This window comes from Desulfurococcus sp., from assembly GCA_026626905.1.
Classification (GTDB): Archaea; Thermoproteota; Thermoprotei_A; order Sulfolobales; family Desulfurococcaceae; genus Desulfurococcus.
The window spans coordinates 215,822-238,701 of sequence record JAPNUX010000001.1 but is presented as its reverse complement, the minus strand read 5'-3'; the positions used below and the strand labels follow the sequence as shown (position 1 = coordinate 238,701).

Annotated in this window: 25 protein-coding genes; 14 read left to right on the top strand and 11 right to left on the bottom strand. The window is 46.6% G+C overall.

Annotation, left to right across the window (positions count from 1 at the left end; all coding sequences use genetic code 11):
• The first annotated feature begins 85 nt into the window (after window positions 1–85).
• From OWQ48_01260 to OWQ48_01230, 7 genes are all read left to right on the top strand, one after another.
• On the top strand, window positions 86–1,705 hold the full coding sequence (locus tag OWQ48_01260) for an ABC transporter substrate-binding protein (protein ID MCY0867850.1): 1,620 nt from the start codon (window positions 86–88) through the stop codon (window positions 1,703–1,705).
• Window positions 1,706–2,734: an ABC transporter permease gene (locus OWQ48_01255; GenBank protein MCY0867849.1), complete on the top strand. Its 1,029-nt coding sequence runs from the start codon at window positions 1,706–1,708 to the stop codon at window positions 2,732–2,734.
• A 9-nt stretch (window positions 2,735–2,743) separates the two neighbouring features.
• Window positions 2,744–3,634 (top strand): ABC transporter permease, encoded by an 891-nt coding sequence (locus OWQ48_01250; GenBank protein ID MCY0867848.1) that lies wholly within the window; start codon window positions 2,744–2,746, stop codon window positions 3,632–3,634.
• Entirely contained in the window at window positions 3,625–4,581 is a 957-nt protein-coding gene (locus tag OWQ48_01245) for an ABC transporter ATP-binding protein (GenBank protein MCY0867847.1), read from the top strand. The genes OWQ48_01250 and OWQ48_01245 overlap by 10 nt, the downstream gene beginning before the upstream one ends.
• Entirely contained in the window at window positions 4,578–5,363 is a 786-nt protein-coding gene (locus tag OWQ48_01240; GenBank protein MCY0867846.1) for a dipeptide/oligopeptide/nickel ABC transporter ATP-binding protein, read from the top strand. Before OWQ48_01245 ends, OWQ48_01240 begins: the two co-directional genes overlap by 4 nt.
• A 65-nt stretch (window positions 5,364–5,428) precedes the next feature.
• Window positions 5,429–6,973 (top strand): phenylalanine--tRNA ligase subunit alpha, encoded by a 1,545-nt coding sequence (locus OWQ48_01235; protein MCY0867845.1) that lies wholly within the window; start codon window positions 5,429–5,431, stop codon window positions 6,971–6,973.
• Entirely contained in the window at window positions 6,954–7,919 is a 966-nt protein-coding gene (locus tag OWQ48_01230) for a radical SAM protein (GenBank protein ID MCY0867844.1), read from the top strand. The genes OWQ48_01235 and OWQ48_01230 overlap by 20 nt, the downstream gene beginning before the upstream one ends.
• A gap of 92 nt (window positions 7,920–8,011) precedes the next feature.
• Here the strand turns inward: OWQ48_01230 and OWQ48_01225 are convergent, their stop codons facing one another.
• Window positions 8,012–8,911, bottom strand: a complete 900-nt coding sequence (locus OWQ48_01225) for an ARMT1-like domain-containing protein (protein MCY0867843.1) — start codon at window positions 8,909–8,911, stop codon at window positions 8,012–8,014.
• A 280-nt stretch (window positions 8,912–9,191) separates the two neighbouring features.
• Between OWQ48_01225 and moaA the strand changes: the two genes are divergently transcribed.
• The 4 genes from moaA to OWQ48_01205 are packed head-to-tail and all read left to right on the top strand — an operon-like array spanning window position 9,192 to window position 11,304.
• Window positions 9,192–10,160 (top strand): GTP 3',8-cyclase MoaA, encoded by a 969-nt coding sequence (gene moaA / locus OWQ48_01220; protein ID MCY0867842.1) that lies wholly within the window; start codon window positions 9,192–9,194, stop codon window positions 10,158–10,160.
• Complete coding sequence (moaC, locus tag OWQ48_01215; protein MCY0867841.1) at window positions 10,160–10,618, top strand: cyclic pyranopterin monophosphate synthase MoaC; 459 nt, start codon at window positions 10,160–10,162, stop codon at window positions 10,616–10,618. Before moaA ends, moaC begins: the two co-directional genes overlap by 1 nt.
• Window positions 10,602–10,838 carry a MoaD/ThiS family protein gene (locus tag OWQ48_01210; protein MCY0867840.1) on the top strand — a complete coding sequence of 79 codons (237 nt, stop codon included), beginning with the start codon at window positions 10,602–10,604 and terminating at the stop codon, window positions 10,836–10,838. The genes moaC and OWQ48_01210 overlap by 17 nt, the downstream gene beginning before the upstream one ends.
• Before the next feature lies 1 nt (window position 10,839).
• On the top strand, window positions 10,840–11,304 hold the full coding sequence (locus tag OWQ48_01205; GenBank protein MCY0867839.1) for a molybdenum cofactor biosynthesis protein MoaE: 465 nt from the start codon (window positions 10,840–10,842) through the stop codon (window positions 11,302–11,304).
• A gap of 106 nt (window positions 11,305–11,410) precedes the next feature.
• Here the strand turns inward: OWQ48_01205 and OWQ48_01200 are convergent, their stop codons facing one another.
• From OWQ48_01200 to OWQ48_01185, 4 genes are read right to left on the bottom strand one after another with little or no spacing between them, the layout of a single operon-like run.
• Window positions 11,411–12,541, bottom strand: coding sequence for an FAD-binding oxidoreductase (locus OWQ48_01200; protein ID MCY0867838.1), 1,131 nt, complete (start codon window positions 12,539–12,541; stop codon window positions 11,411–11,413).
• Entirely contained in the window at window positions 12,538–12,819 is a 282-nt protein-coding gene (locus OWQ48_01195; protein ID MCY0867837.1) for a (2Fe-2S)-binding protein, read from the bottom strand. The genes OWQ48_01200 and OWQ48_01195 overlap by 4 nt, the downstream gene beginning before the upstream one ends.
• 5 nt (window positions 12,820–12,824) lie before the next feature.
• A complete protein-coding gene (locus OWQ48_01190; protein MCY0867836.1) occupies window positions 12,825–13,310 on the bottom strand; it encodes a 4Fe-4S binding protein in 486 nt (161 codons plus the stop codon).
• A complete protein-coding gene (locus tag OWQ48_01185; protein MCY0867835.1) occupies window positions 13,297–14,778 on the bottom strand; it encodes an FAD-dependent oxidoreductase in 1,482 nt (493 codons plus the stop codon). Before OWQ48_01185 ends, OWQ48_01190 begins: the two co-directional genes overlap by 14 nt.
• Before the next feature lie 96 nt (window positions 14,779–14,874).
• Between OWQ48_01185 and OWQ48_01180 the strand changes: the two genes are divergently transcribed.
• From OWQ48_01180 to OWQ48_01170, 3 genes are all read left to right on the top strand, one after another.
• Window positions 14,875–15,636 (top strand): AAA family ATPase, encoded by a 762-nt coding sequence (locus tag OWQ48_01180; GenBank protein MCY0867834.1) that lies wholly within the window; start codon window positions 14,875–14,877, stop codon window positions 15,634–15,636.
• A gap of 74 nt (window positions 15,637–15,710) precedes the next feature.
• A complete protein-coding gene (locus OWQ48_01175) occupies window positions 15,711–16,112 on the top strand; it encodes a HEPN domain-containing protein (GenBank protein ID MCY0867833.1) in 402 nt (133 codons plus the stop codon).
• A 20-nt stretch (window positions 16,113–16,132) separates the two neighbouring features.
• Window positions 16,133–16,465: a nucleotidyltransferase domain-containing protein gene (locus OWQ48_01170; protein ID MCY0867832.1), complete on the top strand. Its 333-nt coding sequence runs from the start codon at window positions 16,133–16,135 to the stop codon at window positions 16,463–16,465.
• A 100-nt stretch (window positions 16,466–16,565) separates the two neighbouring features.
• Here OWQ48_01170 and OWQ48_01165 read toward each other — a convergent pair whose 3' ends face one another.
• The 6 genes from OWQ48_01165 to OWQ48_01140 form a co-directional block, all read right to left on the bottom strand.
• Window positions 16,566–17,636, bottom strand: a complete 1,071-nt coding sequence (locus tag OWQ48_01165) for an ABC transporter ATP-binding protein (protein ID MCY0867831.1) — start codon at window positions 17,634–17,636, stop codon at window positions 16,566–16,568.
• Window positions 17,637–17,649: 13 nt separating this feature from the next.
• Complete coding sequence (locus OWQ48_01160) at window positions 17,650–18,519, bottom strand: carbohydrate ABC transporter permease (protein MCY0867830.1); 870 nt, start codon at window positions 18,517–18,519, stop codon at window positions 17,650–17,652.
• Entirely contained in the window at window positions 18,516–19,430 is a 915-nt protein-coding gene (locus OWQ48_01155; protein ID MCY0867829.1) for a sugar ABC transporter permease, read from the bottom strand. Before OWQ48_01155 ends, OWQ48_01160 begins: the two co-directional genes overlap by 4 nt.
• A gap of 10 nt (window positions 19,431–19,440) precedes the next feature.
• Window positions 19,441–20,733, bottom strand: coding sequence for an ABC transporter substrate-binding protein (locus OWQ48_01150; protein ID MCY0867828.1), 1,293 nt, complete (start codon window positions 20,731–20,733; stop codon window positions 19,441–19,443).
• A gap of 173 nt (window positions 20,734–20,906) precedes the next feature.
• Window positions 20,907–22,430, bottom strand: a complete 1,524-nt coding sequence (locus OWQ48_01145; GenBank protein MCY0867827.1) for an amidohydrolase — start codon at window positions 22,428–22,430, stop codon at window positions 20,907–20,909.
• Window positions 22,431–22,550: 120 nt separating this feature from the next.
• Window positions 22,551–22,796: a hypothetical protein gene (locus OWQ48_01140; GenBank protein ID MCY0867826.1), complete on the bottom strand. Its 246-nt coding sequence runs from the start codon at window positions 22,794–22,796 to the stop codon at window positions 22,551–22,553.
• Window positions 22,797–22,880 lie beyond the last annotated feature (84 nt).

Genomic DNA, 22,880 nt, shown 5'->3' with positions numbered 1-22,880 from the left:
TAAGCGTTAGTGTAGTCGTTGGAAGACCGCGGGGATTCTATTTAAAAACACCTGGGTCTATCTACTTGTGGTTGAGGGTTTAGAAGTGGAGAAGAGGCTCTTAACTCTCTTAATTGTTGCAGTGGTCATCTTAGGATTAATCTTATATAGCTTCGTGATCCCTCGTCAGCCAGCCCAGTCCAGTAAGATAGTTGTCTACGCGTACAACGATAGAATCACCGGTGTGGATCCAAGCATCGAGGATGATACAGGTTTAGTAATCCTGGGAATAGTCTATGAGCCTCTAGTATACTACGATCCATTGAGAGAAGAGTTCGTTCCAGCACTAGCAGTCAACTGGACTGAAAGCAGTGATGGTACAGAGTGGGTCTTCTATTTAAGACAGGGAGTAAAGTTCCACGATGGAACGCCCTTTAACGCCACGGCAGTAAAGATCAGTATAGAGAGAGCTAGGGATATATACAATGAAATCGGTCGTGGCGCAGGCTATATATGGGATGCCCTAGAAAGCATTGAAGTCATAGATGAATACACAGTAAAGTTTAAGCTGAAATACCCGCAGAGGCTGGATATGATTGCTGCTGCAAGCTACGCAGCATACATATTCTCGCCTAGCGCTATCGAGAAGAGTGGTGCTACCTCATACATGGATGAGAAGCTTGAAACCTGGTTCAATAGCGGTAATGACGCTGGCTCAGGACCCTACATGATCGTCAGCTATAACCCTGATAGAGAGGTAAGGCTGAAAAAATTCAAGGAGTGGTGGGGCTGGAGCCTCATTAATAATCCTAATGCACCAGACGAAGTAGTTGTAAAAATAGTGACAGATCCAGGCTCACAGTACAATGGTCTCATAGCCGGTGAGATCGATATAGCGTCAAGTGTACCCAGAGACACTATAGGCGAGCTCTTAAAGAAAGGCTTTAAAGCCTTCAATCTAACAACATACCACAACTATGTAATGTTCTTTAACGTGAAGAGATACCCGACGAATATCACGGAGTTCAGGAAGGCTATTCTCCACGCATTCAACTTGACGGAGGCAGTAGAGCTAGCTATGAGAGGCTACGGTATCGTGGGAAGCGGGATAATACCACACGGGTTCCCCGGGCATGTTGAGGGATTAGTATATGATTACAATCTAAGTAAAGCACGCATGTACCTTGAGAAGTCCGGTGTTTCAACACCTGTAACCATTGAGATACTCTACCAAGTTGACTACGAGGAGCTGAAGATCTTCGCAGAGTACTTGCAGTCCAGGTTGAAGGAGATAGGTGTAGACTTAGTATTGAATCCACAGCCGTGGTCCCAGCTGAAGGATATAGCGGCAGGGGTATGGGAGCATCCCGAGTCAACCCCGCATATCATAATAGCTGACTGGTGGCCAACTATTCTCTCCCCATACGACTATCTTTACTCCATGTTCCACAGTGAGTCGAAGGAGTGGAATTACGCTGGCTTCGAGAACCCAGTCTTCGATGAGATTGTTGAAAGAGCATTCGAGCTGGAGGGTGTAAACTATACGGGGGCGCTGGAACTATACCGTGAAGCCCAGGAGATGCTTTACAGGGATGCTATTGCTGTAAACCTGTGGGATGAAGTCAAGCCCTTCATATATGGTAGTAGAGTACTCCTCCAGGATGAAGCACTCAACCCACTCTACATGTATGTAATAGCATTCCAGTACGTTAAGGTGGAAGGCTAGTTGCCTCTGAGCCTTAACTATCTAGTTAAAAGAGTTTTATGGTGTATCCTAATAGTCATCGGCGTAATAGCCGTCTCCTATCTTGCTCTCATTCTTGCCCCAGGCGATCCAGCTGTCAAGTGGGCTGGTAATCCGAGAGGCCCTCAAGCCCAGCTAGCTATCGAGAAGGCTAGAGCAGAGCTCGGGTTAAATGATCCACTCTACGTTCAGATCGCTAGGTTTATCTACAATGTATTCACAGGGAATATCGGTGATAGTATTGCTTACAAGCAGCCTGTTTTCCCGCTAGTATACTCGCGGCTGCAGGCTACACTCGAGTTACTCCTAGTTGCGTACTTGATTGCAGTACCCTTAGGAGTCTTCCTCGGCACCTACTCGGCTCTAGTGAGAGGCAGCCGTGTTGACTCAGCTATACAGGTTGCCGGGACAATACTAGCTAACACGCCGACATTCTGGCTGGCCATAGGCTTCTTCCTCGTGTTCTCTCTCGCGGGTATATCACTCTATGGTAGAGTCGACGTTAAGCTAGCAGTATCCACGGACTTCCACCCAATAACAGGCTTCTACTTAATTGACAGCTTGATTGAAGGGAAACTCGAGGTCTTCACCGATGTCCTCACAAGACTTATACCACCTGCTCTCGCAATCTCGGTTTACCCTCTTGGCGTGCTGATGAGGTTAACTAGGACTCTAATGGCTGAAGCCCTCCTAGAGGATTTTGTGAGAGTATCAGTAGCATGGGGTATCAAGAGGAATATTGTTGTATGGAGATACGCCTTGAAGTCCTCGATACCAGGGATAATCCAGGTTACAGGGCTCTCCTTTACTTATAGTCTTGTAGACGCCATGGTAGTCGAGTACTCTGTCTTCGGCAGAGAGGGATTGGGCAGCCTGCTTTACGATGCACTAGGATACAGTGACTTCAGGCTCGCCATAGGGTTGATCATTGTTGTAACAGTCTTCTACCTTACAGTTAATACTTTAACTGATGTAATTCAAGCCCTCGTGGATCCAAGAATTAAGCTGTGAGGATGAGAGATGAGTATTAGAGGCTTTAAACAAGCATTCAGGAGGCAGTTGAGGAGAACACGCTTCACAGTAGGATTAGTGATAACTTCAATAATGGTTCTTATAGCAATTCTAGCATCGTTATTCCCCTTCATACTCCCCTACCCTGAGGAGGGATTGGGCTACGTGCCTCCAGGCGCATCATCTAGGACTCTCCTTCCTCCTAATCCAAGCAACTTCTTCGGGACGGATACTAGGGGGAGAGACTTATTCTCGAGGATTATTCTTGGTGCCCGCTCAGCTATAATTGAGATAGTGGTAGTGGTCTCAATAAGCTTATCTATAGGGGTGATTGTAGGGGTTTTAGCATCCTATTACAGAGGTCTTCTCGAATACGTGTTAAACTATGCTACTGAGCTACTAATGAGTATTCCCGCAGTAGTGATAGCACTCATGGTGAGATTGATCTCGGGGCCAGGACTCCACGTAGTTCTAGCAAGCTTGATAGTAACCTGGTGGCCGTGGTATGCTAGAGTATCCCAGGTCTACTCTAGAAGCATTGTTGAAATGGACTACGTGGTTCTCGCTAAGCTCAGCGGGCTAAGTAATCTCAAGATAATATACAGGCATGTCATCAGGAACACACTGCCTCCCGTTCTAGTCCAAGCTGTCACAGACATGGGTAGCGTGCTACTAGAGGCTGCATCCATAAACTTCCTTGGGTTAGGCGTGCCATTGAACTCACCTGAATGGGGCGTAATAATGCTGGAAGGCCTTCCAGTAATAACGAGAGCCCCGTGGATAAGCTTGTTCCCAGGGTTCTTCCTGCTGATAACAGCCCTAGGCTTCAGCCTCATAGGAGATAGCCTCAGAGAGGAACTTGACCCTAGAGTTAGAAGGAGGTGGAGGCTGTGGTTCTAGCAGTAGAAGCAGTGGACTTAAAGATAGGATACCTAGATGAAGATGGAGAGGTACGCTGGGCTGTCAGAGGAGTTAGCTTCCAGGTCAAGGAGGGCGAGATCTATTGTTTTGTCGGTGAAAGCGGATGCGGGAAGACTACCACGGGTAATGCGATAGCAGGCATTCTACCACCCCATGCTGTAACAAGAGGTAAGCTCTACGTTTACGGTGTGAAGGTTATTGATGAAGAGGAAACATACTACCAAGGAGTACGGGGAAGAGTAGTTTCATACATACCCCAGAATCCTGGAACAAGTCTCAACCCTTACGAGACTGTAGGGGATCAATTCCACTACGTGTTAAACAGTATCTACGGGTATAATAGGGCGAGAACCCTGAAGGAGGCTCGAGAACACCTCCTCCTAGTGGGATTAAACCCTGATCTCGTGCTAGATAAATACCCTCACGAGCTGAGTGGGGGAATGCAGCAGAGGGTAGCTATAGGAATAGCTCTCGCGACAGGCGCACGCATATTAGTAGCTGACGAGCCTACATCATCTCTTGACGCGCACCTCAGACTCCAGCTGGTTAAACTGCTGAGAGACCTGGCTGCAGTTAGAAGGCTCACCACGATACTAATAACTCACGATATAGTGATGGCTGGAAGGATATGTGATAGAATAGCCGTCATGTACGCTGGTAAGATAGTAGAGGAGGGAGAAGGTCGATTACTGTTCACTGAACCCTTACATCCTTACACTCAAATGCTTGTCGACGCTGTCCCTCTTCTAGGCGTAGTAAAGCCACTGAAATCTATACCCGGCGAGCCTCCGAAAAGCGGTGGTGAAATAGAGTGGTGTGTATTCAGGGATAGATGCCCGTTCTTCTTCGAGAAGTGTAGCAAGCACCCCCCGTTCTTCAATGTTGTAGGGAGGAAAGTTTCATGCTGGAGGTACCATGAGCGATGAACTCCAACGAGATAGTTAGGCTTGAAGGAGTTGTAGCAGGATATCGAGTTGTCAGAAAAGGGTTGAGAAGTCTCTTCAAAGAGAAGATGATCGTGCTTAAGAACATTAACTTAAGTATTAGAGATGGCGAGAGGCTTGTAATAATAGGTGAGAGCGGCTCAGGTAAGACAACCCTGCTCAAAGTAATCCTAGGCTTGCTTAAACCCTTCCAGGGCCGTGTCCTCGTAATGGGAAAAGATATCTACGCTTTAAGCCCCTCTGAGAGAAAACTCGTCGTAAGACATATAGGGTATGTACCACAGGATCCCTATAGAGCTCTCGATCCAAGCGTGAAGGTGAAAGTGATCCTAGAAGAACCCTTGGAGGCTCTAGGTGTGCGTAAAGGACGGGGTGAAAGAGTCAGAGACGTCCTGAGGTTAGTTCAGCTACCCCTGGAGGTTCTTGAAATGTACCCCTCAGAGCTCAGCGGGGGGATGAGGCAGAGAGTCTTGATCGCTAGAGCTCTAATACACGACCCTGAGATACTTGTGCTTGACGAGCCGACATCAGCTCTCGACGTCTCTATTCAAGCACAGATAGTCAACTTGATAAACGAGATCCACAGGAGGCTCGAGCTAGCTGTACTCACAGTTACACACGACCTAGGTGTTGCACAATACCTTGGAGATAGAGCAGTTGTACTCTACAATGGCGAGGTAGTCGAGGAGGGATTATTCGAGCAGGTTGTCAGGAGCCCTAGAAGCGAGTACACAAAGCTGCTTGTATCAAGCTACTATTATTAACAATTTTATACTCAACTCTAACATCAATATCTACTGAGTAGTACAGCTGCATTGGGTGGAGTTTGTTGAGTAAGCCTGTGATTCTCCCACCAAAGCAGTACGCGATTGCAAAGTATATTGTTGAGAAGGGAGCAAGTGATCTAGGCTCACTTGCATCAAGCATGGGGCTTAAACCCGAGGATTTAATGAGAGATGTAGCCGAGCTAGAAGGTAAGGGATTAGTGAAAGTCCTCAGGCACTCTATTAAAACTCTAGCTGCAACAGAGGAGGCTCTAGGATACCTGGAGAAAGGACTGCCAGAGGAGCAAGTATACTATGCTCTAGAAAAGTGTATTGGCGGCTCAACCAAGGATTTCATGAACTGTCTTGAAAGACATATCAAAGCAGCGAGAAGCGTTATTGAAATAGGTTTTCAATACCATGCTAAATCCAGGTGCATCATCATAGAGAGCGGGGTAGTAGCTGGCTTAAACCCCGAGAACTGCAGGAAGCTACTAGAGGATGCCGCTAGGATCAAGGAGAGCATTAAGGCAGTTGTAGAAGGAAAAGAGCCGCTGGTAGACCCGGAGACCTTGAAGAGACGTCGCCTCGTGGAGGTAAGGGATAAAACTATAGTAGTACTTGAACCTGAAGATAGACTCATAGAGCTCTATAAGAGAGGATTAATCAGGGAAGCCGAAGTATTAACAGTTGTAAAGCCGATGCACGCATTACAGCTCGAACAATACGTTATCAAGGAGTTCGATTTAAACATTGAACCCCCGATGCCGTGGCAGGCGAGAAAACACCCTTTCATGGAGTTCATTGATGATTTAAGGGATATACTGGTAGCCATGGGATTCGAGGAGGTTAAAGGGCCTCACGTGGAAGCCGAGTTCTGGAATTTCGATGCATTATTTCAAGCACAGGATCACCCTGCAAGGGAAATACACGATACGTTTTTCCTTGAAACCAGTTTAAAGGGTAAGATTGATCCAAGGCTACTCGAGAAAGCTGGTAGAGTTCACGAGGCTGGATGGAGGTATAAGTGGAGTCCCGAGAGAGCTCTTAGATTAGTATTGAGAAGCCAGACTACAGCTGTAACAGTAAGAGCCATCTACGAGAGGGGGGAAGGAGAGTATAGAATCTTCACGATAGACAGGAACTTCAGGCCGGAAAACCTGGATGCTAAGCACAGCATGGAGTTCTACCAGCTCGATGGGGCTATAGTAGGCAGAGATGTAAACTTCAAGCACCTCCTTTACTTCTTCAAGGAGCTTGCAGCAGCACTAGGAGTAAAAGAGGTGTGGTTTAAACCCGGCTACTTCCCCTTCACTGAGCCTAGTGTTGAAGGATACATAAGGCATCCAAAGCTAGGCTGGCTTGAGGTGTTTCCTGGAGGCGTGTTCAGGCCGGAAGTAATGGAGATACTAGGAGCCCCTGGCGTGAAGGCTATTGCATGGGGTATAGGTGTTGATAGACTAGCTATGACAGTGCTAGGCTTAGATGACATCCGCCTCCTCTTCACAAGGGACCTCGAGAAGCTAGAGGGAATCAAGTACACGGGGCTACCGTTCTTTACCTCCAAGACTACTGGAAGGGAGGTGAAGGTTGTCGAGTACCCGTTCTAGGAGAACGAGTAGTATAAGACCCTTCATATCATTCTTCTACGGTGTACACCCGGATAAATGCCATGGATACTTGGCTGCAATAGACCTCCTTCTACCCCCTAGGAAATGCCCCTTCAACTGCCCTTACTGCCCGCTACCAGCCAGCCCGCCGGTTGAAAAAAGCCTTGAAGTAAAAGTCGACTTAAATCACTTCGAGTCCGCTATTGAAAAGCATGCTGACGTGCTCGCAAGCATTAGAAACGTTATTCTATGGGGATACGGGGATCCACTGCTAGTTGCAAATCTCCCTGAAGTCATTAAAGTCATCAGGAGGTTTAGTGGCGACGGTATATTGATCGTGCATTCGAGTGGAGCAGTTATCCCTAAAGCAGTAAAAACAGGAGTCCTCAACTATATTGACGAGCTACGAGTACAGCTACCCTGGCCCGGCGTGGAGGACTTCATGGGCTACGCTTACACTCATCTAGACGGTTTCGCTAACATGCTTCACGTAGTATCTGGTATGAGGAATATTGTTGCAGAGCTGGTTGTCGCTAGAAAAGGCTCTGAGGTATACCCGGATCCACTACTTCTCAGCAGGCTTTCTTCCATGCTCTCGAAGAACAGTATCTCGAGGATCCAGGTTGAAACTCTCACGAGGCCGCCGCTTGATGAGAGATACAAGCCTGTCTCTAAACGCGTTTTAAGCGATATAGCCGAGTACTTCTCTAGTAACGGGTTCCATGTTGAAGTATGCGATCGGCAGCTGCAGCCGTTAGAGGGTGTTAGAGTACACGGCCTACTCAATGTTATCTACAATCACGTGCTCCGACACCCCTTATCAACCGGAGAAGTGCGCGCGATCTACGGTGACAACGGCTTGATAGCACTTGATAATCTCATTGCAAGAGGGCTAGTTGAGAAGAAAGCCTGGGAGGGAATGGTATTCTATAGGGCTCTCCTCTAGGAGCCGGGTTGAAGGGCTGGCCAGCTGGTTCTACGCTTACATCCCACTATTATCTACTGCCGGGTAATCCTGTAATCCAGGCGCAATAAGGATTAACTAGTCTTTAAGAGTACCACTGGCTTTCCAAGATAGAAGAAGGAGCCTAAGGCTTCTGCAACAGGCCTGCACTTAGCCACCAGGATAAAGAGCACTGGCTTCCCGAGACTAGTGCTTGAGAGGTATTCGAAGTTAGCCATCCCTTTCGCGATAACGAGGTCAACGCTCCCTAGGAGCTCCTTGAAGCTGCTGTCAACTTTATCAAGATGTATTGATGAGCAGACGCCTCTGCAGCCGGGTGTTACAAGGAGGTCGAAGGCTTTATCAACTCCTGTCTCCACGAGGTCGTTTAGAGTTACATCGTTCTGGAAGCCTGGTTCATCCTTAGCTACTCCTATAACTCTGTTACCCTTACCTCGAATGTACTCTGCTAGTAGTGCATCGTAGACTACTTCTCCTGCATTATCAAGGAGGTATAGTACTCTAAGTCCTCCCCGCTTAATCATATCGTAGAGTATACGGCTATCATCAATTGCCAGCTCAGTTTTCTCAATGAGCAAAGGGTCTAACTCCTCTTTAAAGGAGTGCTCGGCAACCCCGTAGTCTATAATGTTGCCTAAGGCAGCCAACTTCAGTAAGTAGTAGAGTCTCTCGAAGTCTCCCTTACCCTCTAGATACCTTCTGTGAACTCCAATACTCTCGAGTGCTATCCTCATGCTACGCTTCTTAATTAGCTTATAGTAGTCCACGATATCCGGTGCAGACTTCACTACGAGCTCGAAGAGACTTGAGGCGAGGGTAGTTAGCTCAGCGGTCTCCAAGTTGAACTCCTCTATGATAGAACCTAGTACCTTCTTAGCTAGAGCTACCTTGCCTTCAGGTTTCAGCGAAGAGTACTCTATATCCCTCAATCTCACGTTAAGCAGGCATCTCAAGCACTCCGGCTTAGGCTTCACGATTAAATCCCCTGTTAAACCAGCCCTCCCTATAATGAGCTTTTTAGATTATTAAGGTGAACACGTAGAAGCTGGAGACAGGCTCCACGGTAGTTGATAGCTAAATTAATAAACCACTATTAACTCAATATAACATTGTTATAGCTGGAGTGTAAATTAAATGCTGAGAGAGGCTGCCCTCTGTGCGCAGCTACTATAACCATAATCTACTGGAAGCCGTGATTGCTGAAGACTATTACTCTATCAGAATAGCGGGTAAGGGAGCTAGGTGACAACTACTATGTTAGTCGATAGGTTTGGTAGGAGAGTAGATAGCTTTAGGGTCTCAGTGACCGATAGATGCAACTATCAATGTATATTCTGTCATAGAGAAGGGTTAACGGGATCCCCTAGAAACGAAGCCTTAAACCCTGGTGACTACGGGTTTCTCGCCGAGGTCTCAGCGAAGCTAGGTATTACATACTTCAAGCTTACAGGCGGTGAACCCCTGATACGCGATGATATTGTTGAGATAGTAAGAGAGATAGCTCTCCACGCTAAGGAAGTATCAATGACAACTAATGGGAGCCTCCTTCTAGAGAAGGCGAGAGGGTTAGCTGAAGCAGGATTAGCCAGGCTTAATGTAAGCGTGCACTCATTAAACCCTTCAACCTACAGGTTCATTACAGGTGGATCTCTCCTCCTCGAAAAAGTTCTTAAAGGAATTGATGAAGCCTTAAACTACGGGTTGAAAGTCAAGTTAGATGTAGTGGTTTTAAAAGCTAATTTAAACGAGCTAGGGGAACTCATAGAGTACGCTTCAGGAAAAGGAGTAGATGTAAATATCATTGAATTAATACCTCTAGGTACTCCTCCAGGTGTATACTCCGAGCAGCATGTTCAATTAGACCCTGTAATTGAGTATCTCGAGAATAAGGCTGTAGGTAGAAGCGTAAGGAGCTTCCAGAATAGACCGGAGTACGTGATGCCTAGTGGAATAAGAGTTAGTGTTGTAAAAGGCTATGGAAACCCAGCTCTCTGCATGGGGTGTACAAGACTCAGGTTAACGCCTGAAGGATGGATTAAAACCTGCTTGTTCGTCGAGAAGCCTTACGTTGATATATCCCGTGAGATCAAGGTGAGAGATCAACTAGGTGTTGAAGAAGGTATTAGGAGAGCCGTATACCTGAGAGAACCTTTCTTCAAGCCCCCTGGTGTAACCATCCTTAAGAGCAGTACTGAATCCCTAGATAGTAGAGGGGATAGGTGATGAGCATTAGAATGGTGGATATAACAGGTAAGGAGGATGTATACAGGGAGGCGACAGCCACAGGCTTCATAAAGCTTAAGCCTTCAACAATCGAGTTGATAAAGAAGGGACTTGTCGAGAAAGGCGACGTTTACTCGGCTTCAACAATAGCTGCTATACTGGGGGTTAAAGAAACGCCTAGAATGCTTCCACTAACACACAATATTCCCATAACAGGTGTTAAAGTAGACTACGAGATCCAGGAGGACGGGGTAAGAGTCTACGTGACAGTGAAGACAACAGCTAAAACAGGAGTTGAAATGGAGGCATTAATGGGTGTTGCAGTAGCACTACTGAATATATGGGATATGGTTAAGAAGTACGAGAAGGATGAAAGCGGCCAGTACCCGCATACACGTATAACGGATATAAGAGTTCTCGAGAAGAAGAAGGGCGGAGAAGATGAAGATAACCATTAAAGCTTACTCAATATACTCTGATATACTAGGAAGAGAATTCAATATAACTCTAGACGAGGAGGTATCCCTCGGCAAGCTACTAGAGAACTTGAAGCTAAAGTACAATATACCCGAGAAGCCTGAGCCCGTAGTACTCGTGAACGGAGAGCCAGCTCAACCCGGCAGGATTTTAAGAGACGGGGATGTAATCTACATAGCACCTCCATTCTCAGGTGGTTGAATTGTGCTACGTAGAGGTAAGATTACTGAGCGAGAGCGAGGATATATCACTCGACAAGCTCCTCGATAAGCTGAGATTAATAGATGAGGAGCACGCGATCGGAGCAGTATCCATGTTCATAGGCCTAGTGAAGGGGGATCTAGGGGATACTAGAGTATACAAACTTGAGTATAGTGCTATAGAAGAGCTGGTATTAAAGAAGCTTGAAGAGATTGCTAGAGAAGTCTGCTCCAAGTACTCTCTCAAAGCTATCATGATATACCATAGGCTAGGCGGTCTTAATCCAGGCGAGTCTACAATATATATTGTTGCTGCAGGCGTCAGTAGAAATAATAGTAATCCAGCAATGATTGAAGCACTAGAGAGAGTTAAGAGGGAAGCCCCGATATTCAAGCTGGAGAAGAGGAGTGATGGAGAATACTGGGTTGTAGGTGACGGTGCAAGATTTAAGAGAACTAGCAGTTAGAAAAGAAAAGCCCTGGTTTATTACACTCAGATGTTAAGCTCCCTGCCTACCAGTCTATTGCACTCCATGGATAGTGTTCTGAGATACCGTGTATTTTCACGTATCACTAGCCGAAGACTGCAACCTCCTTTACCAGTCTTCCCTTCTTGAATCTATCTGGCTTTAGATTCAGGAATTCACTTACAGGTGGCTTATCTCCTAGTATGTAGAATGCGAGGGCTTCTGCTACAGCTGGAGCCATCATGAAGCCGTGCCCGCTGAAGCCTGCTGCTACAAGTATATTCTCGTCTTCGTCTAGTGGGCCTATTATCGGATGGTGATCTGGGGTCATATCGTAGTATCCCGTCCAGTATCTAAGCACGTATACTTCACTCAGCCACGGGAAGTATTTTACCCACACGCTGGCAGCCTTCTCGAGGAACAGGTATCTGCTTGCAGCCGGCTCATCGTACTTTTCAGGGATGTCTGCTCCAATGTATATGTTGCCGTGGATTAATTGAACTATGTAGGATGAGGAAGACCAGTCTATTATCAGTGGTTTTATAACAGGCTTGAAGACTTCTGTGACTAGTGCATGCTTAGCTAGATTTCGTATTGGGAGCTCTACGCCAATGCTTTTAAGCAGGTCGACTGTTCCGCGTGCAGCTGCAACTAGGATTTTATTTGCTTCAATCCTCCCCCTGCTGGTTTCAACTACGAGTTTACCGTTTTCTCTAAGTATTCTTGTAGCCTCTACTCTTTCATGCACGCTAATACCCCTCTGCTTGAGGTATACGAGAGAGTTTACTACGGCTTGGAAGACGCTTGCCTTGCCTGCTAGAGGATCGTGGACTGCCGCTAGAATCCCTTTATTGTTGATTGAGGGAACGATCTCCTTGACTTCGCTGGGATCCACGATTCTCGTCGGCACGTTAAGAGAGTGGTGGAATTCTACTACACGCCTGAATAGTTCTACATCCTCGTCTCTTGTCAGCAGCCACAGGTAGCCGTCTCTTCTATAGGGGAAGCCGAGCTTCTTAGCGAGCTGAGGCCATAGTTCTATGGCTCTCTTCATGACTTCAACATGCTCTCTACTAGTGAAGCTGGCTCTTATTCCTGTAGCACACCTGAAAGTGCCTCCTGAGCCCACATAGGATTTCTCCAGTATAACTATGCTCTTATATCCTTGCTCTACTAGCGTGACAGCAGTGAAGAGACCTGTTATACCTCCACCTATGATAGCTAGCTCTGCTTTCACTCTACTCTCCCTCCAATAAAGTACTTTATTTTAACCGGTGATATCGGCGGCCGGCTTGGCGGCACGAGAACCTCCTCTACACTCCTGCCCGTCCTTCTCGCTATGATTTCAGCTGCAAGAATCAGACATGTTCTACCCTGGCAGGGCCCCATTCCAATCCTCAGCTTCCTCTTCAGGAGCTCGAGGTTATCGATACCGTTGTCCACTGCCTCTAGTGTATCGGCTAGAGTAACGTTCTCGCAGCGGCACACCACTACTTTCCTCGCATCCAGGCTCACGGCCCTCACCTTTTCACTCTTATAGCTCTGACATCAAGCCACTTGTCTCTGGGGACCTCGACTGTTACAACCCATGTTCCATCATAGCTCCAGGCCTTAACGACCACGCTTTCACCTACCTTCACTCCCTCTCTATCTAGTAGTTCTACTTGAACACCCTTCGAGGGCTGCGGAAGCATCTCGTATGGTAGTGTCACATAAGCTTTACCAGGCTTACTGAGGTCTACGACGAATATAGCTAGTCCAGGACATCTCGCTACACAGACACCGCAGCCAATACACTTATCGGGGTCGAGTTTCGGGGTATCGTATATTCTACTCTTGGTTATTGCGTGGAATGGGCATGAAGCAGTACATACATCGCAGGGTATCTCCTCAGGGCACTCGAGTACTGCGACAGGTCCCTTGAGAAGCCTCTCAAGAGGCGGTAGGAGGCCCTTCTCCTCCAGTTCTCTAGGTGAGATCACGCCTGTCCGCTTAGAAGTGGACATGATTACTCCCCTTCCTCAACTCCTCTATTTCCTCCTCGCTGACTGTCACCTTTAGCTTTCCTTCACGGGCTCTAGCTACAACCGGGCTCAGCCTATACTCATTCCAGAGGAAGTCTAGTAATCTATCTCTTGCTTCAGCTGCATCCCTGAAGCCCATTCTCTCTAGTATGGTGTATGCTGCTATCTCTCCCTCTATGAAGGCTGTTGTAGCCTCTTCTACCCCTGAGGTATCGCCAGCCACAAAGACATTGGGGATACTTGTCTCCATGAACCTGGTTCTAAGAGGTATGAATCCACCAGCCTCCGGCACGTACTTCATGGCAGCCCCCATCTGACTTAGAAGCGTGTACTCCGGCTGGAGTCCTACAGCCAGTAGAACTAAATCAACACTATACTCCCTCTCAGTGCCGGGTATAGGCTTACGCTTTTCATCCACGGCTGCTATAACAGCCTTCTCAACCCTCTCCTGCCCCTCTACCCTGAGGATTGAGTGTCCTGTTAGAATTGGCACGCCATACCTGCGTATTTTAGCTGCATGTACAACCCAGCCGCCTATCTCCTCGCGTAGCTCGATCACGCCGTGGACTCTTACCCCCGCCTGGAGAAGCTGGTAGGCTACGATCAAGCCTACGTTGCCGGCGCCGACAATTAATGCATCCTCACCTGGTTTAACTCCGTATTCATTCATTAAGGTTTGAGCGCCTCCAGCCCCCATAACCCCCGGTAGATCGTTATTCTCGAATAACGCCATTCTCTCCATGGCTCCAGTAGCAATGATAACGTATTTAGGCTTCACTAAGAGGTTAACAGGGTTCTCGCCGCTAACTGCTACACCGATGAAGCCTTCACTGAAGAAACCGTATGCGTAGGCTCTAGTATAAGTCTTCACAGAGGGCATCCTCGATAAGGTTTCAACAAGCTTCTCAGCTATCCTGAAGCCCCGTAACCCCCCGTAGTACCTCACGCTACCGAAGAATCTATGAGTCTGCTTGACGAGCTGTCCTCCAAGCTTAAAGTGGTCTGTCACAACAACTGTCTTGACTCCTCTCTCGCCTAGTCTGAGAGCTGCTTGAAGTCCAGCCGGTCCTCCACCAATGACTAGTACGTCTGCTTCAACAATCTCCTTATCCACAGGCTTGAACCCGGTGACGCTTACCGGGGCTTCAGGAATCCCAGTACCTCCTACAACCTCTAAGTTGTCTCTCACAGGCTCAATGCATATCCTAGTATTCGGGACCCCGTTGACTGTTGAAAGACAGCTTGAGCACCTGCCAATCATGCAGAATGCTCCGCGAGGCCTGCTTCCATCAGGGCTCCTCGAGAAAACCCTGTACCCGAGAGCGTAGAGAGCAGCTAGGATACTCTCTCCTTCATAGGCTTCAATAATACTCCCATTATACTTGAAGATTACATGGCGCCCCCGCTTGAACTTTAACACAGGGTGCTCGTATATCCTGTAATCGGGCATTAAGACTTCACCAGTACTCCACATACAAGGTTGAATCAAAGCATAAATAAACATATAGCATATAGTTTAGTATAGATGAGCTAGAGGGTGCATCTAATGGAGACTTCAAGAATACTCATTAAACTAGACCTCTTCCTCTACATACTCCCGGAGGGTATACCAAGGAACACGCTTGTAATTCTAAGCGGTGAGGGAGGATCCGGGAAGAGCGCTATACTAGCCAACATAGCTAGAAGCATCGTGGAGAGCGGTGAACCAGTAGTATACGTCGGCATAGATGACGATCCATTAACTATCATAAGGCAGCTTGAATCCTTCGGCTTGAAAATAGATGAGAATACAAGCAGGCTTCTAATAATAGTAGACGGCTTCAGCTACCTGGTAAAAAGCAGGAAGGGAATCCTGCACCCACTGGTAGCCGAGGAGGTGGATCCAAGGAACCCGGAGAATATAGTTAACGCTATCCTAAGAGTAGTTGAGTCAAGAGGGTTGAAGGGAAGAGGGCTAGTGATAATTGACTCGCTGAACGACGTAATGATATCTCTTGACCCAACTAGATTCATGGAGTTTGTGAAAACGCTAAGAGCAAACATCTCGAAGTCTCTCGAAGTACCCATAATAGCATCACTCCACACATCCACGGAGAGCTTCAGAGAATACCTCCATGCAGTAGAACACTTAGTCGACGGGGTAATTGAAACCCAGAGCTTAGCAGAAGGCCTACCCATGCAGCTACCAGTACAGGTACGCCAGATAATAGTGAGAAGAATCAAGGGTGTACCCCATAGGTACGGCTGGGTACTCTACACTATCGATAAAACCGGGGTGAAACCAGTAATTCTGAGAATCGAGAAGTAATCTCAAAAGAGCTACTAGGAGAGCATTAATATTTTACCAATGAATTCCATGAGAACAAGATTGGTAGAGGAGTCATGTCTAGTAGTGAAGAAGCGCTAGTTTTAAAGGATAGGTATATGAGATTTCTTGATGAAGCTAGAAGTGCCCGTAGTAAGGGATACTATGATCTAGCCTGCTTTCTAGCTGAGCAAGCTCTCCAATTATACTTAAAGTACGCTCTTTTAGTTTTCATAGGAGATTACCCTAGAACTCATAGTGTTAGAAGACTTCTCGGTGAGATAGCTAGAGTATCCGGTTCAATGAAGCTAGAGGAATTCATAAAGAGCAATAGGGTGAGAATACTTGCTTTAGAGGACTCGTACCTTCTCGCAAGATACTTCGTAAAGGATTATACTGCAGAGGATGCAGATGATATGATCAAGCTTGTAGAGGAGGCTGTTAACGTGATTAACACTCTCCTAAGAGGTGAGTCTTAGTGTGGTTCTTCACGGATACTTTGCTTCAGAGACGAAGAATGATTGATGCGTGGCGTAAGTGGGTTAAAGAAATTGCAAGAATAGTTAAGAAGCATCTACCTGGGTCGCAAGTATACCTTATAGGGAGCATCGCTAGAGGCGATTACATAGGTGCAAGTGATGTAGATATACTAGTTGTTGTCCCTGTATCAGAATATCCCAAGGGTATTTTAGCTAAAGCGAAGATAAAATCTATTATTGAAGAGGAATTAAAGCTACCATACTACCATCCCTTTGAAATACATATTGTAACACCAAGTGAAGCCGTATTCTTCATGAGAAGAGGTAAGGTATTAGTAGTAGAGGAAGCCTAGCTTCCAGCTGTAATATTCCTGTAGAGGCTTCGCGAAATCTGAGGGCTGGCTGCCCCTTGAACGGAAATCGGAGATGGAGATGTAGAAATTAAAGGTGTTGTTAGAGATTAATGGTTGTAATTCTCTCACCATTTGCTTGGAATAAGTGTAGTTTCTTAATATAGATGCCGGCCTCCATGCCCTCTGATATATTATCTCCAGCTAAAACCTTAAGAGCTAATCCATCTGGAGTTTCTATTCTACAGTATTTTCTCGAGCCCAGATACTCTATTAGTGTGACTATACCTGTTGCATGTGCTTTTCCTTTCTCCACTACAGCTAGTGCTTCATCAGGTCTTACACCGAGGTAGACTCTACTGCTTTCCGATACAAATTTCTTGAGCCCTAAGGTTTCAAGTAATGGGTGGTTTATACTTAATTCCACGATATTCATTGGCGGGTCGCCGATGAAGTTTGCTACAAAGAGGTTTACTGGGTTATCGTAGAGCTCTTCTCTTGAGCCCACCTGCTGGACTACACCGTTCCTTAAGACTAGAATGCGATCTCCTACAGCAAATGCATCCGCTTGGTCATGTGTGACAAGTATTGAAGTTATACCAAGCTTTCTCTGCACTTCTTTCACGAACTCTCTAGCAGTGACTCTTACTCTAGCATCCAGGTTTGAGAATGGCTCATCTAACAGTAGTATATCGGGTTGCTTGACTAGTGCTCTAGCTAAAGCTACTCTCTGCTGCTGGCCGCCTGAAAGCTGAGCAGGTTTCCTGTGAAGGAGCTCTTTTATCCCTAGAGCTTCAGCCACTTCTTTGACGCGTTTATCGATTTCATCTCTAGGTAGCTTTTTGAGTTTAAGCGGGTATGCTATATTATCGTAGGCTGTCATATGCGAGTATAACGCCCAATTCTGGAATACCATCCCGATGTTTCTTTCTCTAGGTTCAACGTACACTCCTTTCTCAGCATCAACGATAACTCTATCACCAAAGATTATTCTCCCCTTACTTGGTACCTCTAGCCCAGCAATGATCCTTAGTAGAGTGGTCTTACCGGACCCTGAGGGGCCTAGGATTACAAAGAATTCTCCAGGCTTGATCTCGAATCTCACGTCTTTTAATGCTATAGTATTAGGCGGGAATATTTTTGACACGTCTTCTACTCTAACGCCTACAGCCACATGCCTTCACCCCCTATTTCTTTAAAGCCCACCCGGTGAACCCTCTCACAAAGTATTTGTTTAGGAGTGCATACACTAGAAGAGGAACTATCATAGCAAGCACGGAGCCACTGGACAGTAAGCCCCAGTCTACTTGGTATTGGCCTTTAAGTCTAGGTAGCATTTGCGTGACAACCATTTTATCAGGGTCGAAGATTAGCATTAAGGCGAAGAAGAAGTCATTCCAGACCCACGCAAACTGTAGAACAGATGCTGAGATGAGTCCTGGTAGAGCCTCAGGGAGGATAATATCGAAGAATACCTGTCTGCTTGTGGCTCCATCGACGCGTGCAGCTTCCTCCAGCTCTACCGGTAGCAGTGAGAAGTAGTTTTTAAGGAAGAATGTCACCCAGGGTATACCCCACGAAGAGTGAACCAGAATTAATCCAAGATAAGTATTCAATAACTGCATATCCTTTAGCATTAAGAATATAGGCACTATCGTCATCTGCTGAGGCACAGCCATCAGGAACAACATGAACACGAAGAGATAGTTCTTTAATGGGAGGCTGAAACGTGCAAACGAGTATGCTGCAAGCGCCGCAATGAGAACTGGGATTACAGTGCTAGGTATGGATACTATGAAAGAGTTCACTATACCGCGTAGTAGTGAGAATGATGGATTGAAAAGAGCATTATAGTAGTTGCTTAAAGTGAAGGTGAAGGGGTTTAACCTCCACCAGCCGTAAACTACCTCGCTGAAAGGCCTAATAGACGTCATGAAAATCCCGATAAAAGGAGTAATCCATAGTATTCCTACAGCCCACATTACGATGTTAACCACTAGCCATTTAAATGGTGTGCGGAATAACCCACTGTGAAAAGCTTCAAGCTTCCTTCTCACTTGGCCTCACCTGTCTTCGAATACTTAAATAATAGTATTGCAGGAGGTATTGTCACCAAGGTAAGTATTGTTGCAACCGTAGAAGCCATAGGATAATTTAATGCTCTCGCGAAGTAATCATACATGAGTACCGCGAGAACCATGGATGCACCGCCGGGACCCCCCATTGTAGAAGCGTAGACTATATCGAATATCTTTAAATCCCATAGTATAGTCATAGCTACAACTGTCACTGTAACAGGCTTCAATTGAGGTATTATGATGTCAAAGAGTATTCTTCTGAAGCTTGCACCATCAACCACAGCTGCTTCAATAAGCTCTCTAGGGAGGGATGAGAGCCCAGCCGAGTAGAGGGTGACACTAAATCCACTCCACAGCCATAGGGAACCAAGGATGAGGGAGAATAATGCTGTATCAGGATATATAGTCCAGCTTCTAGCATAACTCCCTAAGCCGATAACCTTTAAGAAGAGATTTACAACCCCGAGATCCCTGTCTAACGAGAACATTATCAGAAGTCCTCCCACAATCATTGGTATAACCATCCCGAGAAACATAAATGACCTGATTACCGCTCCACCCTTCACATTCTGTAGGAGGACCGCGAAGAGCAATCCCAGCATGATTGTGAGAGGAAGATGAATAGCTATCCACAAGATATTATGCACTATGGCTCCCATGGGGAAGGATAGCGTTTCAATACCGTGAACATTAATGAAACTAGGACTTGCAAGCACCACGTAGTAGTTCTCCAGGCCCGGCTGGGAGTCACGAACCACGCCTCCACCTAAGCCAAGGCTTACATTAAAGCTTAAAGCTATGGTTGCAATAATCGGGTATACGACAAAGATTGAAATTAGTATTAAAGCAGGAATAATAAAGGAAAAACCACTTAGAGTTGAGGTCTTCAAGACCAGCCACCTACTTCTTAGGGAAGTTCGCTGTAAGAGTCTCAAGCACTTGGTTCAAGGAGTCTGGGCTAACCCATAGTAGCTTTAATTGATCCCAGAACAGTTTCTGCCAGTCTCCTCCAACAGTATCGTCTAGGTCGGGTAGAGGAGTCATGTCTTTAAGCTTCGAGTAGACCTCCTGCATGGGCTTCCAGTGATCCTCGACTTTTACTTTAAGCCATGTAGCAAACTTACCTGCCTTTGTACCGACGTGTATTCTCTGACCCTCAGTGGCCAGCCACTTTGCGAGCAGGAGGGCTTCCTCGGGATGCTTAGTATACTTGGGGACTGCGAGGTAGTCAGTACCCATAACTACCCCTTTGCATCCTGGTAGCGGGAAGAATCCTAGGTCGCTTGGATCCGGAACCATGCCGGTTAACCAGGTTCCCATGAAGTAGAGAGCGTACTTACCATTCCACCATAGCTCTATTGCTTTCGTCCACTCTATTGGCTCGCTAAAGTAGCCATCGCGGATTAAGGGTACTAAGTAGTTCTCGAATATACTTTTAACCTGTGGATCCGTGAATTTCACTTCACCATTGATAAGCTTTAACTGAAGCTCCGGCCCCCCGAATGTTATTATAAAGTGTTCTGTGATATCGCTTAGAGGCCAACCCATGCCATCTCCGGAGACTATAGGTGGCCCATTCAGCTTTTCCTTGAGATTCTGGAGAAGGCTTAGAAATTCACTCCATGTTTCAGGTGGTTTTAGCCCGTGACTCTCGAAGAATGACTTCCTGTACCAGAAGCCGGGTTTAGCCCAAGCTGTAAACGGAAGCCCGTATATGCTGTTACCGGATTTTACCTGGTCGAAGATACCCTTAATGAATTCATCAGTGTTAACCAACCCGCTTAGGTCGTAGAGATGGCCTTCTTCACCCATCTTCTTAATCCACCATCCCCAGCCAAAGATTACGTCTCCAGGTGTCATTCCTGCAGCAAACTGAACCGGTGCTACTGAAGCTATATCCTCGGCTCTATAGATCAAGTACTCTACTTTTATGTTGGGATGTTCCTGTTCAAAGGCCTTTATAACCTCCATGAAGGCATCCATTTCAGCTCCAGCCCATGGACCTATCACTCTTAGTGTTACTTGCTGCCCTGTTGGCGGGGTTGGAGTAGTAGTGGGTGTGGCCGGCGGGGTCTGCGTGATTGTCACAGTTTCAGGCTTTATGGTTGCAAGCCCTATTCCATAGCCAGCTACAATACCAATTAGGAGGACTATAGCTAATACTAGAATGGTCTTAGAGGCTTGAGCCCGCAATTAAGCCCACCTTGAAATATACTCTGCTAGGTAATCTATTTTGAAACTGCAGGCTAATAAATTTTGTTTTAAACATTCTTATCAATGTTGTTTTAATGTAGAGGTTGACGCGAATAGAGTATACTAAGTCATACATAGTTCTAAAGAGATGGCTGATAAGGTAATATATTGCGTTAAATGGAATAGTGGTTCACGGGGATCTGAGAGTTTATTTCTCTTAGCTCATCTAGCCTGGCCTTCAATGGATCCCTGTCAACTATTATGAGGTCTGCTAGCTTCCCGGCTTCTAGTGACCCGAGCTCGTCTTCCTCGTCTAGTATGAATGCTGATCCATGCGTGTAGTAGTGTAGTGCCTCTTCTACCGTCAAGGCTTCGCCTCCTTCCCTGGAGACTGCTGCGTAAACTGTTTCCCACGGGTTTAATGGTTCTACTGGGGAGTCTGTGGAGAACCCTAGTGGAACTCCCATTGTAGCCATTGTTTTGAATGGGTAAAGCCATTTCAGTCTCTCTAAGCCTAGTCTATCCTTAGCCCACCAGTCTGATATAGCGAAGCGTGGTTGCACTGAGACTGCTACACCAAGTTTCACGATTTCATCTATTTGATCAGGTCTTATAACTGATGCATGCTCTACTCTATGCCTGAGCCTCCTAGTCTCCTCTATATCCCTGTATACTGATAGTATGAGGTCTATGGCTGCATCACCTATACCGTGTACAGCGACTTGGAAGCCTGCCTCAGAGGCTCTTCTAGCAACCTCTAAAAGCTTCTCCCTAGTGATCAACTGCCTGCCACTGCTCGAAGGATCATCACTGTAAGGTTTAGTAAGCCATGCTGTCCTAGCGCCGAGACTTCCGTCAGCGAAGACTTTAACACCTTTTATCTTTAGCAGCCTGCTTCCAAAGCCTCCTCTAAGCCCTAGTTTAACAGCTTCATCTAGTAGCCCTGGTTCAACGTAGACTCTAACCCGTGGATACCTCCACTCACCTAGTAGAGATATGAGTGCTCTAAGAGATTCTCTACCACAGCTCATGAATCCAACAGTAGTCACCCCGTGGGATGCCGTGTACTCTAGCGCTTTCTTCAATAGCCTGACTCTCTCCTCTAAGCTCACCGAGCCCTGCAGCCTCTCTAGAGCTGTGGTAACAGCTTCTTCTACTATAATACCTGTCGGAGTCCCCTTCTCATCCCTGTAAACCCAGGGAGAAGAGCTATCTAGTAGACCAGTTAACTCTAGAGCCTTAGTATTCAGTACAGCGGCATGCCCGCATATCCTGACCAGCATTACTGGCCTATCACCTACAACTTCATCTAGATCCCAGCGTGTCGGCCAGCGCTTCTCTTCGAATAACTCTTGATCCCATCCACGCCCGAGAACAGTTCCCGGCGAGTACTTCTCCACGTATCTCTTAACTATATCCTTCACTTCCTCGATGCTTCTAGCGCCTCTGAGATCCAGGGTTGACAGGCTGAAGCCTAATCCATCGAGATGCATGTGTGAGTCTATGAAGCCCGGCATCACGGTTTTCCCGTTAAGGTCTACTACTCTACCATTGAGGATCCCGCATATTGATAGTGCTCTACTCTCCTCGCCAACGTACAGGATTCTATCGTAGGAGACAACTAGTGCCTCTTCTACTATTAAAGGCTTGAATTTAACGTACACCCTGCCGTTAACATAGCAGGTGGTACGGCTCAACACTAACCCCTAAGCTACAGTATGCTCTCCAGAGCTAATTAGTAGTGCTTAGCGAGGAGTCCTCTACGAATACTGTGATGCAGTCCTCCCCTCTCCACTCAAGTCTTCATCAACAACCTCTTAAAACGGGTAGTCGCTGTCTGTTAGAAGCCACTCGTTGCCAATGTAAACGTTTCTCAGCCCCCTCCCTCTAGCAGCTTTAACTGCCTGATCCATGTGCTTCCTGCTAGTAGCTGGAAGGTCACTCATGTAGAAGTCTGGGTGGAATGCTAATAGAACTAATGGTGTCTCAGGGTTTAAGCCTGCTATGAAGCCTGCTATTCCTTCGACTTCTTCAACTGTCACGTACCCTGGTACAAGGAGCACTGAGACTACTATCGGAGGTGGACTGCTTCTAAGCCTACTGAATTCTCTTAGAGCGTACTCAAGGTTCCCGTATATTATTTTAAC

Coding starts and splice junctions, on each gene's coding strand:
- OWQ48_01240 (MCY0867846.1), top strand. CDS start 4,578: ATGAACTCCAACGAGATAGTTAGGCTTGAAGGAGTTGTAGCAGGATAT.
- OWQ48_01180 (MCY0867834.1), top strand. CDS start 14,875: ATGGAGACTTCAAGAATACTCATTAAACTAGACCTCTTCCTCTACATA.
- OWQ48_01190 (MCY0867836.1), bottom strand. CDS start 13,310: ATGTCCACTTCTAAGCGGACAGGCGTGATCTCACCTAGAGAACTGGAG.
- OWQ48_01210 (MCY0867840.1), top strand. CDS start 10,602: ATGAAGATAACCATTAAAGCTTACTCAATATACTCTGATATACTAGGA.
- OWQ48_01185 (MCY0867835.1), bottom strand. CDS start 14,778: ATGCCCGATTACAGGATATACGAGCACCCTGTGTTAAAGTTCAAGCGG.
- OWQ48_01250 (MCY0867848.1), top strand. CDS start 2,744: ATGAGTATTAGAGGCTTTAAACAAGCATTCAGGAGGCAGTTGAGGAGA.
- moaA (MCY0867842.1), top strand. CDS start 9,192: ATGTTAGTCGATAGGTTTGGTAGGAGAGTAGATAGCTTTAGGGTCTCA.
- OWQ48_01175 (MCY0867833.1), top strand. CDS start 15,711: ATGTCTAGTAGTGAAGAAGCGCTAGTTTTAAAGGATAGGTATATGAGA.
- moaC (MCY0867841.1), top strand. CDS start 10,160: ATGAGCATTAGAATGGTGGATATAACAGGTAAGGAGGATGTATACAGG.